Origin of the sequence: Vibrio sp. vnigr-6D03 (assembly GCF_002835515.1) — a bacterium.
Taxonomy (GTDB): domain Bacteria; phylum Pseudomonadota; class Gammaproteobacteria; order Enterobacterales; family Vibrionaceae; genus Vibrio; species Vibrio penaeicida.
Window position 1 is genome coordinate 16,105 of the sequence record NZ_PIZL01000043.1, and the last position, 13,225, is coordinate 29,329.

At 43.2% G+C, this 13,225-nt stretch carries 10 protein-coding genes; 3 read left to right on the forward strand and 7 right to left on the reverse strand.

The window, feature by feature from the left end; all coding sequences use genetic code 11:
* Nucleotide 1 precedes the first annotated feature (1 nt).
* Both CW749_RS24760 and CW749_RS24765 read right to left on the reverse strand, forming a co-directional pair.
* Nucleotides 2-478 carry a GNAT family N-acetyltransferase gene (locus CW749_RS24760; RefSeq protein ID WP_101115142.1) on the reverse strand — a complete coding sequence of 159 codons (477 nt, stop codon included), beginning with the start codon at nucleotides 476-478 and terminating at the stop codon, nucleotides 2-4.
* A gap of 146 nt (nucleotides 479-624) precedes the next feature.
* The gene (locus tag CW749_RS24765; protein ID WP_101115163.1) at nucleotides 625-3,060 is read right to left on the reverse strand and encodes a glycosyl hydrolase family 18 protein; all 2,436 of its coding nucleotides are present in this window, start codon (nucleotides 3,058-3,060) and stop codon (nucleotides 625-627) included.
* A gap of 437 nt (nucleotides 3,061-3,497) precedes the next feature.
* Here CW749_RS24765 and CW749_RS24770 point away from each other — a divergent pair, with 437 nt between their 5' ends.
* Nucleotides 3,498-3,812 carry a hypothetical protein gene (locus tag CW749_RS24770; protein ID WP_101115143.1) on the forward strand — a complete coding sequence of 105 codons (315 nt, stop codon included), beginning with the start codon at nucleotides 3,498-3,500 and terminating at the stop codon, nucleotides 3,810-3,812.
* A gap of 47 nt (nucleotides 3,813-3,859) precedes the next feature.
* Nucleotides 3,860-4,546: a YafY family protein gene (locus tag CW749_RS24775; protein WP_101115144.1), complete on the forward strand. Its 687-nt coding sequence runs from the start codon at nucleotides 3,860-3,862 to the stop codon at nucleotides 4,544-4,546.
* A 34-nt stretch (nucleotides 4,547-4,580) separates the two neighbouring features.
* Here CW749_RS24775 and CW749_RS24780 read toward each other — a convergent pair whose 3' ends face one another.
* A complete protein-coding gene (locus CW749_RS24780; RefSeq protein WP_101115145.1) occupies nucleotides 4,581-4,853 on the reverse strand; it encodes a hypothetical protein in 273 nt (90 codons plus the stop codon).
* A 229-nt stretch (nucleotides 4,854-5,082) separates the two neighbouring features.
* Here CW749_RS24780 and CW749_RS24785 point away from each other — a divergent pair, with 229 nt between their 5' ends.
* Complete coding sequence (locus CW749_RS24785) at nucleotides 5,083-5,466, forward strand: nitrous oxide-stimulated promoter family protein (protein ID WP_101115146.1); 384 nt, start codon at nucleotides 5,083-5,085, stop codon at nucleotides 5,464-5,466.
* On the opposite strand, the gene CW749_RS24790 is transcribed toward CW749_RS24785, so the two are convergent.
* From CW749_RS24790 to CW749_RS24805, 4 genes are all read right to left on the reverse strand, one after another.
* Nucleotides 5,436-6,722, reverse strand: a complete 1,287-nt coding sequence (locus CW749_RS24790) for an FAD-dependent oxidoreductase (protein WP_101115147.1) — start codon at nucleotides 6,720-6,722, stop codon at nucleotides 5,436-5,438. The two genes, CW749_RS24785 and CW749_RS24790, sit on opposite strands and share 31 nt — an antisense overlap.
* A gap of 183 nt (nucleotides 6,723-6,905) precedes the next feature.
* A complete protein-coding gene (locus tag CW749_RS24795; RefSeq protein WP_101115148.1) occupies nucleotides 6,906-10,310 on the reverse strand; it encodes a methyl-accepting chemotaxis protein in 3,405 nt (1,134 codons plus the stop codon).
* 335 nt (nucleotides 10,311-10,645) lie between these two features.
* The gene (locus CW749_RS24800; protein WP_180958487.1) at nucleotides 10,646-12,571 is read right to left on the reverse strand and encodes a DUF4105 domain-containing protein; all 1,926 of its coding nucleotides are present in this window, start codon (nucleotides 12,569-12,571) and stop codon (nucleotides 10,646-10,648) included.
* A 70-nt stretch (nucleotides 12,572-12,641) separates the two neighbouring features.
* Nucleotides 12,642-13,118 (reverse strand): DUF3015 family protein, encoded by a 477-nt coding sequence (locus tag CW749_RS24805; RefSeq protein WP_101115150.1) that lies wholly within the window; start codon nucleotides 13,116-13,118, stop codon nucleotides 12,642-12,644.
* Nucleotides 13,119-13,225: the final 107 nt, after the last annotated feature.

The window sequence follows — 13,225 nt, forward strand, 5'->3', positions numbered from 1 at the left end:
TCTATGATTCTTCATTATCTATTGGCTGATGTGTTCTAAGGTTTTTTGCAAAACAAACGTTCCTAGCCATCTCTTTAAACCCTACTGCATTGTGGCAAGCGATACTTGCTAAATTATTAATATCTGAATCGCTTGCTAGCCAATCAAAGCCTTGGCGTCGAGCCCAACCCTCTGCTTGCCTCAGCAGCTTTTTGCCAAAACCTTGCCCACGATAATCACGCTCAATGAACCACCCCTCGATATAAGGGACACCTCTAGCATCAATTCCTTCCGCGTGACTTCGAATATTTAACTCAATAAAACCGACGATCTTATCTTCTTCATTATCCAGAACAAATACCTCGACAATGTGAACACTCGTAAGATCAAAAAAGGATTCTATATCCAATTTGTGCATTGATAGTTCATCGGGCCATAATTCGTTTCTTAATGTCGCCCACTCTTCTTTGTCTTTGCGCTCTGCTCTTCTAACAATCACGATATTTCCTTGAATGGTATGTGCTAGGTTGCCAACTTTTGCTGATTATTTTTAATCATAGTCTCTATTTTGGCCATTGGAATGTAAGTAAAAAAAATGCGAGTGTAAAAACACTCGCATTCCTATAATTGTGGACCAGTATCAAATTACTTTACTGCACACACTTTAGTCCAGCTGCCATCGCTTCCAGGAACAGATTTCGTCCACCAGTTTGCTTTGTAAACCGTGTTGTTGTGAACCATTTGGTCACCCGTGTTAGCATGGTTTGGATTACCCGCCCAGTCTGTTTGAGGCCAGTTAGGGTAAACGTTGATGCCAGTAGTACTACACGTACCGTCACCAGGGCCACCAGGACCACCGCCACCGTTTAGGTCGCCAATTGGTAGGTTTGGTTGCTCAAACTTAAACGCGTACTCTTTACCATTCACTTTCACACTGTAGTTAGCAGGGCCAGAGATTGGTAGGTAGTAAACCATATCAAGCTCGTAAGTACCGCCAGCTGGTAGTGCTTTCCAGTTAGGTAGAGAGAAAGAAACACGGTGCATCGGTCCATCTAGACCACCAATGTTGTTCGCACGAGTATGACCAGAAGCAATCACTTTCAGACCGCCACCAGATTGATCTTTAGCGTTATCCGGAGCAGATACTGGGATATCGAACTGGAATTCAGTTCCGCCAGGTAGTTCAGTACCTGTGTTGTTCGTGAACGTGACTTTCGGGTTAATTGGGTAGTTTTGGTCACCCACTTTAAAGCCACCAACACTTACAGCAATATCAACTGCTTCAGTTGGTGTAGGTAGAACACCCACTTTGTTTCCATAAGGTGTTGCCGCTTGGAACTTGTCGTACATCGCTTTGGTCATGGTGTTACCCATGTGGTACTCACCATTGCCAGTCGTACAAGCTTGTTCAGTTGCATCAACCGTTGTACGGTTTCCTTGAGCATCTAACACGTAACAGTTGTAGTCACCCGCGAGTTCCCAGAACATGATACCGCCGATCTCTTTATCGATGACGTAATCCGCTTTCACATTGATAGAGTCTTTGTCTTCGATAGAAAGGAATACGCTCTTCTGTGCGTTCCATAGCCAAGGTGCCACTGCCACACTGTCGTAATGACGAACGTAGTTGCCAACCAATTTGTGGTCTGGATTGTTAACAGGGTCTAGCTTGTAAGCTTCTGCGTATGAACCGTAAATACCTTTCTCAAGGTTCTTCGCATGCCAGATTGGGTTAGAACCCGCACCCATTTCTTTTTTGGTCTTAGGATCGGTATCGTGCCACATGTTGTCTACACCAGTCGCACCGTAACCACAGTTGTTTTTCTCACCTTCACCAGTGCCTGGAAGACACTCGTTTTGGTTAGGAAGCGGAGCGCGTCCCCAAAGACCGTTTTCGCCACCATTAACACCTTGCCAACCACGTGAGTAGTATGGAACACCGATGTTAATACGACCAGCAGGCATAGAACCGCGGAAGTAGTGGTAAGCCCAGTCAGTGTTTAAGTAACCGATACCACCGTATGCCGCTGTACCGTATACATTCCACTGCGCTAGCTCAGAATCTTTACCTGTGTCGTACAACGCTGCGTTATGACCTACGTGGTCGTTCCACGCACCGTGCAAGTCGTAAGACATGATGTTTACGTAATCGAGGTACTTAGTAACGTCAAACGTTTCCATACCACGAAGCAGGTAACCTGAGGAAGGCGCTGCAATTGTCAGCATGTAGTGGTTGCCATCTTGTGCAGACGCTGCATCCACTTTCTGACGAAGCACTTTCATCAATTCTTGATACGATGCCCATAGGTATTGGCGACGAGGTTCCATGAACGCTTTATCGTCTGGGTTACCAGCACCAGCCATTGATGTTGGGTATTCGTAATCAATATCCAAACCATCAAACTTGTACTTACGCATCATTTCCACAGCAGACGCTGCGAACTTTTCGATACCCGCATGATTGATAGAACCATCGGCATTGGTTGTCATTGTGTAGAAACCACCGTCTGCTACACGCGTACCATCAGCACCAAAGTGACCACCCGTTTCGGCCCAACCGCCGATAGAGATCAACGTTTTTACGCCGTGTTTCTGTTTTGCAGTGGCAAGTGCACCGAAGTGACCTTTAAAGCCCAATGCAGGATCAACTTCAACACCTGGCCATGTTTTACCAACCGCTGCGTTGTTTGGATCGTTAACATCACCAACATTAACTTTACCGTCGGATCCGATGCTCACAAATGCATAGTTAATATGGGTCAACTGCTCCCATGGAATATCTTTAACTAAGTATTGTGCTTGAGGGTCATCACCAGCACGCCAGCTAGTGAAGTAACCGATAAGTCTTCTTGGGTGATCCATACCCATTTTTTCACGACCTTCTTGGTCGTAAATTGTACAATAAGGGACGGTTACGCCAGGAGTTTGATAAAGGCCGTCTGGTCGACAAGCTTCGTGATCTACTGGTGTTGCAGCCGCCGCAGGGGCAGAAAATGCGCTCAATGCCAACATGCAAGAAGCAGCGATAGTGCTTAATGAGAAAAGACCCTTTTTCTCACTAATTTGGTGCGAATGATTCATCTCTTTATCCTTAAAATCTATTAGAAAGATCAAACTGCTCAACGCATCAAAACTTAGAATGCGTTGCAAAATAACCATAGATTGGACTAACGAATTCGGCACCTATAAAAGATCTAATTTGAACAATGACTCGCAAACACATGTTAATTTTATGCAACAAGGTGAATCAGATTTTGTAGCAGCAACTAAATTTTCCACCAGAAGAAAGTCGCTATTGATCTATATCAACATCCATATTATCTCGGAATTTTGCGCCACACACAGACAAATAACCTAAACTTACTATCTAAAACAAAGGTTTAGTTTGCACAACTCTGACACAGAGTTAACAGTAAAATTGCAACATTTTATTTTCATTTGCTTTTTTATTGTACTGACAGATTCTGTCACCCCTCTTTTTTAATATGTTCCTGAACTCAACAACAAGGAACACAATCATGGAACAAGTAATCGAAGTAGTTAATTACAAAGTATTGGATGGCGTTACCGAATCGCAACTAATTGAAGCATCTGATCAAATCGTTGGTTTTTTAAAACGCTCAGAAGGTTTTTTGTATCGCTCATTGAGCTACAATCAGCAAAAAGAAACATGGACAGACACGGTATACTGGCAAGACATGGAAAAGGCACAAGCTGCGTCTAAAGAGTTTATGGCTGCACCTGAAACTCAGGATTACGCCTCCAAAATCAACATGGAGTCCGTAGATATGCAGCATCAAATCATCAAGTCAGATACTGGCTGTACGAACTAACGTAATCAAACTAAAAATTTCCCTACCCGTAAGGATGCGATAGACACATGAGTAAATCTGAAAGACTGTTCGAGCTATTGACTTTATTACGCTCAAAGCGTTACGCCGTCACAGCAAAATACCTCGCTGAGACAATGGAGGTCAGTGAACGGACTATCTATCGAGATATTCAATCACTCATGTTGTCTGGCGTCCCAATTGAAGGAGAGGCGGGAGTTGGATATATGCTTAAATCCGGCTCTCACCTTCCACCGCTTATGTTTAGTGAACAAGAAATGATAGCACTTGAGCTCGGGATGAGAATGGTAAGAGCGTGGTCCGACAAAGAGCTTGCTGACGCCAGCCAGTCTGCGTCTCGCAAAATTATGTCGGTTCTTCCAGATAGCCTTAAGCGGCAAGTTGAAGAGTTTCCTCTTATTGTGCCTGACTACCATATCCAGTCAGACACCGCAGCGCGAAGCCAAATGCTACGTAATGCGACGAAAAATCAAAATTTAGTGAAAATGAAGTATCAAGCTGAAAGCGGTGATGTTTCAGAGAGGCTTATTCAGCCTTTAGGGCAAATATTTTGGGGTAAAGTTTGGACACTGATTGCTTGGTGTGAATTGCGAAATGCTTATCGTAATTTCCGTGTAGACCGAGTAATTGCACTGGAAGTTCTAGAAACTCAATTTGCGACAAGTGATACAAAATCACTTAAGCATTACATTGCCCAATACGCGCCACCGGACTAGTCACGCGTATCGGCTTTGTTGGGCTTAAACGGTTTTAGTCTTCGTCTAGCCAACTCATTTCTGGCAGCTCGTCTAAGTGTTCTTTGTACCTTTTCAAATTAAAAGGTTCTTCATTTTTCACAACACCAAATACTTCTAACATTAACGCACACGCGATCATATCAATGGCGTCTTCACGAGAGTTACCCGTCATCATAAGGCGCATTAACGTCTCTTTTACTTTGATCGGATCACCATCGGCTATTTGGTTTTCTACTACTTCGCGAAGGTGTTCATCCGTCATTATTGTTTCTTGTTCGTTGCTCATTGTTGATCCAGCCAATTAAAAACAGGCAGAGTATATACTCAAGCTACCTCAAGATGCTAGGTTCAGCGACTTCTTATATATAGATCTTGGGCTTGGTTTTCAGGCAAGGCACCGATTTGAAGGTCTAGTGGTTCTAATTCAATAATCACTGAGACAATTGAAGAATATCAAGAGCGTCTTCGTTTTTAAGTAATATCCTATAGGCGTTAAAGTCTATGTGAGAAAAACGATGAAAAGTAGCAGCGACATTTTGCGTGGAAAACTGAAAACAGAATTCAAAACGGTATCTGCAATGATCGAGATTTATTGCAAGGCACATCACTCTCCTTCCTGCACAGACTGTCAATCACTAGAAAGTTACGCCGAAACACGTTTGGATCGTTGCCCTTATGGTGAAACTAAGCCAACGTGTAATCGCTGCCCAATTCACTGCTACAAACCTGAACCCAAGGAAAAGATGAGAGTCATTATGCGATATTCTGGTCCCAGAATGCTGCTTCATCACCCTATATTAGCTATTCGGCATCTAATCCATGAAAAGCATGAAGTACCCGATTTACCGAAGTCCAATTTGTCTAATCGTCACTTGCGATTAAAAACGGAATGTTCCTGACAAGAAGTGCCACCATATTGTTGCCAAAGTGTACCCTCGGATATTCGATCGGCAAGTAAACACGCAGAACCAGCTGCTAGCGTCCATCCATACATTCCGTGCCCAGTATTCGCGAACAGATTACTTGCTCCAACTCTATCAATAATCGGCATACTCGATGGTGTACACGGTCTGCTGCCTTCCCATTTTTCAAGTATCGTGTCGTAATCAGCAGCATCAGGGAATCTTGTTCTGCAAACCTCCAACAGCTCTTCTACTCGATCAAGGGTATTTTTGGGTGAGCTCTGAACAAAATCAGCAAACCCCGCCACTCGTACTTTGTTGCCAATACGACCCAGTACGAACTTGTTGCTGATGTCAGTAATACTGACATCCGGAGACGTTTCGATCGCTGGAAAAGTTAAGCTATAACCTTTTACCGGATAGATAGATAATGAAACACCTAACGGTTTTAACAGCGCATCCGATGCGTGACCAGCCGCCATTACGACTTTATCGGCACTTATGTCACCCAAAGTTGTATTTACTGTCGTGATAGTGTTTTGGTCAACATCTAACCCTGTTACTTCACAACCAAGGTTAATCGAAAACTTTTCATGTTCGTTGAGGTATTTAAGCATTGAGTAACAGAAACGTTCAGCGTCTCCAATATCATCTATATCGGAGTAAAGCCCGCCAGCTAAGTGAGCGCTGATGGCTTTCAAAGCGGGTTCTTTGGTCACACAATCTGAAGCGCTTAGAGTGTGTTGTTGGTAACCCCAATTTGCTTTTCTCTCGACGCTTTCTTTGGCGCTATCTAGTGCCGCTTGGCTTTCATACACAACCAACTTTCCACAAGGTCTGAAATCAAACTCAACACCAGTCTCGCTCTGAATACGTTCCATCGCTTTTTTAGAATATAAGGATAAGCGAAATAGGTTTTCGCTGTTCTTTTCCTCATTAAATGGCAAGCCGTTGTAGAGGAATCTCGCTCCCCACACGTTGAGTTTAATTGACGACTGCCATTGAAATTTAAGTGCGGGATCTTGTCCTGCAAGTACGGAAGGGATTTTCTTAATCAAATTAAGAGAAGCCATCGCATCCACAAAGGTGTAGCTGAGCTGAGCACCGTTTGCATGACTTGTTCCCATCGCGACAGTGCTCTCTTTCTCCAACACCGTGACTTTATACCCACGCTTTAGCAGCTCATACGCTGATGTAAGACCGATCACGCCTGCGCCAATGATCACGATGTGCTCTGTACCTTTCTCTGGCATCGAATTCCTTCCCTGAAATACGGTTTGTCTTAACCCTTATTGAGTAAATCTACACTTAAACTCTGGGAACCTCAATGAACAAGATTTCAGCATTTTTCTAGATTATTCCCCTCAATAAAAAAACCTCCAACATAATTGGAGGTTTTAGTTTCTATTTTCTTGAATAACCCATTATATTTCGAGTTATCCGAGCTTTAGAATTTTCGCCTGGCTGTCTCTACTAGGGGTGAGTTGAGAGTTTTGACCGCCACTGAGTCTAAAGAAATCCATTGTCTTATTCATATTACTGGCTTGCTGCGCCATCGATTCCCCAGCAGCAGAAGCCTCCTCTACCAGTGCTGCATTTTGCTGAGTCATCTGATCCATCTGAACAATCGCAGTATTGACCTGCCCAATACCTTCACTTTGCTCTCTCGCAGAATCGGTAATTTCTTGCATCATAGCGCTCACCTTAGACACGGAATCCACTATTTCTTGCAGTGTTTCACCAGATTGATTCACGAGTTCGGTGCCCTCTTCAACCTTGGTTTGGCTATCGCGTATCAGATCTTTAATTTCTTTCGCGGCTTGCGAGGAGCGCTGTGCAAGATTGCGAACTTCACCAGCAACCACAGCGAAGCCTCTTCCTTGTTCACCAGCCCGAGCGGCTTCGACAGCTGCATTCAAAGCTAATAGGTTAGTTTGGAAAGCAATTTCATCGATGACACCAATGATTTCAGAAATCTCTTTACTGGAACTATTGATCTCTTTCATCGCCGCGACAGCTTGGTCGACAACCTTACCGCCTTTCTCCGCTTGCAATTCCGCCTCTTTCGACAGCTCATTAGCATTTTCCGCACGTTCCGAGCTTTGTTTCACTGTACCCGTCATTTGCTCCATGCTGGCTGATGTTTCTTCAAGGTTAGATGCTTGTGCCTCTGTGCGCTGGCTTAAGTCGGTATTGCCTTGAGCGATTTCATTTGCGCCTTGAGAGACCGAATTTGCCGAGGTTCGAATACTGCTGATCACCTCTGTCAGCTTTTCTGCCGTGGCATTCGTATCTTCTTTTAGCTTACCAAAGCTGCCTTGATAGTCGTTGGTGATGCGCGACGTTAAATCCCCTTTAGCCATGGCTCCTAAGGTATTCATTACATCATTCATCGCTACTTCGACCGTACTCACTAGATCGTTAAGCCCCATGCTCAAGTTACCAAAGAACCCTTCTTTGCCATCTAAGTTGATTTTCTTGCTCAAATCACCGTTAGATGCCGCCATCACGATTTCATCGATTTCTTTTTCAATATTAACTTCCGCGGTCCTATCGACCCACTCGACAACCGTACCGATGCGCTTGCCGTCTACTTCAATTGGGTTTGAAGTAAGGGCAAAAACGCGGTTCCCGATATCTTCAATAGATCGATTGGTGTTTTTAAGTTGGCTCAACGTGCCACGTTGCTGAATTGGATTTTTGAAGAACTTGGCAACATCAATTCCATGCAAACCGTCCAGTTTAAACTCTGGTATTTGCTGCCTTATGTCTTGCTCCGCCATACGCATCATTTCTTCGAGTGCTTTGTTGGCATAGATGACTTTAAGCTCGGGATCCGCAATCATCACGTTGCCAGAAACACTATCTAGAGCATATTTAACCCGAGCATTTTCTGATGCAACTCGTGCTTTTTCACGCTCTTCCGCTAACCAATCTGTACGGTCGTCCCACTCTACAACGGTACCTACCCGTGCTCCATTGACCGAAACTGGGTTCGCAACAATAGCGAACGTATGACCGCCAACAATGATTTCGTGTTCAAACGTACTAGAGAGCTTATCTAGGCGCGGTAAGTGCTCGGTGAAAGCACGGAAGTACTTATCGATTTTCTGACCGCTTATTCCCTTCACATCGAAGTCTCTTACATCGTTTCGGATATCTCTCGATGCACTCTCCATCATCGACTTAACGGCATCATTCATATAAATGACATCGTAATTTGTGTCCACAATCATTACTTTGCCTGAAGAACCATCTAGGGCGTACTTCACGCGCGCATTTTCTGATGCCACTCGGGCTTTCTCATGCTCCTGTGCGAGGTATTCAGTACGGTCATCCCACTCTACAACTGTTCCGACTCTTTGATTATCAACAATGACCGGGCTTGCAACCAATGCAAACGTTCGTCCTCCAATTTCCAATTCGTCTGTGAAAGTTTGAGTTAAATGATCGAAGGTTGTTTTTTTCTCAGCGAAGTATTTGAGTTGTTTATCGATGGGATTCCCCATCAGCGATTGATGATCAAATCCTGAAATGTCTTTCTGAATATCCGATTCCGCCTCTTTCATCATGCTCAGGATAGAGTCATTCATGTAGATAACGTTATAGTTACGGTCAGCAATCATTACGTTGGAACTGGCGTTGTCTAAAGCGTTTTTAATGCGCGCATTCGTGCCCGCTATTCTGCGTTCTTCTTTCTCTTTTTCTCTGCCTATACGCAAGTTATCACGCATTTTGAGCATGGATAAAAAGACGCCTTCAGGTTCACGCTCATCGTATTTCTCGTCCAGTTCGCCGCGAGAAATGGCGTTTGCTATTTGGGCGAGTTCACTCGGGTCTTTACCCAGTTGACGCATAACGACTTTCGTTAGAACAAACACAATCCCAACACTCACCAGAAGCGCGACAACAAACACAATTACGATAGTGTTGACTGCGTTTTCATTTTTAGCTTTAAGTTCTGGTCCAAGTTGATCCTGATCGTTCTTCACCGACAGTTTTAAGTCTTCTACCAATGCAGCAAACTGAGGACCAATCACATCGAGTGTATTGCTCACTTTGTCATTGCGGTCAACAATGATACCCACGACGCTTTCAAAAGCGTTCATGTACTCTTTTTCCATTGCCGACGTTTCAGATACCAAAGCGAGATCGGAAGACGAATCAATCAGAGTACGTAGCTCTTGAATTTCTTTGTCAAAGTTGTTGAATTCAAATCTTACTCTTTCAGCAGCCGACGTTTCGTTACTTTCGAGATACTTGATCACATACAAACGTGCGAGCAATAAGTTACGCATCGCTAAGCCAGTACGATACGCAAGTTCCGAGTTGGCATTCTCTGATGCACTCAGCATCAATGCAGTAAGATTCTTCTCCATTTTTGGTCCACGAACATTCAATACGTCATTGACAAGCTCATTACGTTCAACACGATAACGCTTTATCACATCAAATGTTTCGTTGTAGCTGTGGATTTCTTTGTTAAGCTCTTTGACCATTGCAGCCCTTTCAGGCTTATTGATCTCTTTGTCGGCAACGTTTAAAAGGCTTTCAACCTCTTGAAAATAATCATTGTATTGGTCTATATCCTTCTGGCTACCTGTGAGTAAGAAGTCTTTTACGTTCATTCTTACCATCAACATGTTTGATTGAAGAATGCCGGCAAGGTTACTGTCTCTTGCCAACTCGCGATAATTCTTAAAGCCATCTGACGCTGTTGTTAAAGCCAAGTACGAAGTAAGCCCAATGATAGCCAAAGTCAGCAAAACGGCGGTAAATGCCGCAATGAGCTTGGCTTTGAGCGTCTTCAACAACTGCAAAGATCTCGTGGTATTTTCCATTATTATTCTTCCCTAGTTTGTTTGGGGATAAGAAACCTTGCGATAAGAAAAAAGTATAGAACTCAAAGTTCGGCGAAAATCACACTTTTGATTTGTGCGTTTTATGACGGTTTTATTTAGAAACAACTGAATAAGAAGGGAAAAAATAGAAGAGGTACAATCGCACAACCAAAATGCAATCGATTTAATATGAAATATCAAACAAAATTTTTATTTTATAAACAGCTCATAAGTGAGAAGCAGATCACTTTACATGAAAATGATTCTCACTTTTGGTCATGAGATTTCTGTTTTGGTTCAAATCACAGCCATCAATCAAACGCACCAAGCAAGAATCAAAAATACCAATTGCTTGATAAGGTTACTTCCGCTTGCTTGTCGTGTTCAATTTTGACTCGGGTGTCCCACGTAGCACTGTCGCCAAACCTGTTTTCCCAACTGAGCTTAAAGGAGATGGGATGTTCTGAGTTAGAGCTCGCATATGGGGTGAGTTTCAAATGCGATTTCCATAGACTGTTTGCCGTGTAAAGAAGCCCCAAATCTATTCCGACATAAGAATCGTTAAATTGAGTCGCGTCCACTCTTACCGAAGGCATTGCGTAGGTTGCTGCTTCTCCAAAAATTCGTGTAGCAAAGCCGAAGCCCGAATAAAGGCGAAACCTCTCATCGTTTTGTGTCTTCAGATCCGCTTGTTCAAGCGTAACGCGTGTGTTCCACGCCCAACGTGACTCTTCAAACAAATCGACATCCAATATGTTCAACGCAGCAATGTTCAAAAAATCAAATGAGTGCAACCAAGCCTTATTGCCGTCTGTCCGAATTCTTGCGTCTAAAAATGTTGCGTTAGAATCCTTGAACCGAGAAGCTTCTATGGATAGAAAATCGTAATAACCAATTCTTGTTCTAAACTCCATAGCGCCGCCATTTTGCAGATTATGAACCCACGCAATGCTGCCTAAAATTGGATTTTGGGCTTGATGTGGTGGCAAACCCTCTTGCCTGATTTTGCTAAGTTCGACTGGCGCCAATTCCAAATTAGCAAGCATGAGCTTTCTCTTTACCGCTTTGTAAGCATCGATTTCGACCTCGTTTGCTCGCGACATTTCCAACTCGACGTAATCATAGAGGGTGCTTAAGATTTTGGATTTTGACGTGCTATTCAACGCTAGGTACTCGTCGCTATTCAAAAATTGAACGTTATCAATTAAGCGCTTCGCTATTGCCTTTTCTGTATAAGATAAATCTGCGTACTTCGCATGCAAACGGTCGTATTTTGAATCTCTTTTTTTAACCTTGAGCAGTAAATCTTCTCCATGATGCTTTGTTTTCGCAATATTTTTAAAAACATCGATCGGCATATCCCAAGGTTGATTTTGATTTAATAATGGGGAATCAACGACAACATTAATGAAGTTCGCCAATTGAGATGCACAGTTAAACGATAGGAAATAGTAAGTAAATTTCGCTTGTCCAATTTCCCAAAGATGATCTTGCAACAAATCGACTTCTTCGGCTGTCAGGTTTAACTTATATTCCCACAGAACTCGTTGTTCGATCTCGGCATAGCTTGCGTCGTAGATGTAATAGTCTTCTTGGGTGTAAGAGGCTTCGTATCCTCCCAATAAGCCATAAGCCATATATTTTATTGGTCCATCGCCGTCGGGGACGTCGGCTCCATAGTTAATGCTCATGTCCAGTAAAGGAGAGTCTGCATCCGACTTTCCAGACGGTTGATTCATCTTTAACATCAAATGACCAAAGAACGATGCCGGATTACCGAAAAAGCCTGAAACAAAAATAACACTGACCGACTCGGCATTGTTCATGTGCTTCCAATCGGAATAGGTTGGGCAATTTACCTCTGGCAATATGAGCGAATCGCCGAGTTCCCGCTTCAGCCACTGCACACGCGCTGGATACGTACATTGTGGATGTAGATCGACGGGGTATTCACCTTGTGGCTTTTTTATGGCGTTTATCGTTTCAACTAACTCAGCAAAAGCGTTATTGCCACCTTCAGGTGAAAGAAAAAAGGAACCATTTTTTATTTGGCTTGACCCGTTTTTAAAATGAAAAAGCTTTTTCCACCGAGGTGACACCGCAAGTGCTTCTATGGTTGAAGAATGTAGCACTTGCCCAGTCGCGTATTCTTCAGCAATGCTTTTTGTTGCAGCAACGCTTTTAGTTGCAGCAATACCTTTTGCTGCAATAAAGAATGAAAAGCACGTCGAGGCGAGGCTGACTAAGATAATTTTATTCATGGGATATCGCATATAAAAAAGCGCATGAGAATCCCCATGCGCTTGTTACTTCAATATAAAAATGTAAGGTTTAAACAGCCTGGCAAGTACCAGATGTTTTATCTAACGAGCCCACTAGAGAATTAAAGTAGTTCGCTACTTTTTCTTCGTGAGAGGCGTTCAAGTAGTATTCGTTCTCTACATGCTGTTTGAAATCGTTGCGAATAGACGCTGACATCTCTTGGCGAGCGACATCGTCACATTCCAAAATGTCTAACATTGCAACGACGTGTTCACCATTACCCGTTGCAGTATCTTGTTCTAGCATTGGGTAATTTGAATCAATAAACTTTGCTGCCGCCCATAAAGAGAAACCACAAAGTGAAGGGGTCGTCAGATAAGAAGAAGATGCATCACTTGTGCTGGATGAAATATTTAGAGTAACCGCTACCCAGCCACCAGCGACACCGCCAGCAAGAGCATGACCTGTTCCACATTCTTTCAAATAACTTGCATTGGCAAAAGACGAAGAAAGCAGCAATGCAAAAGCCAATAAGATTTTTTTCATTTAGATGTACCCTTAAATATCATTATTAACGATTTACACAGGGTGACATATATTTCCATTGGCATTTATTTTCCTTTCAACAATATCGTAATACTGTTCAACGTTTT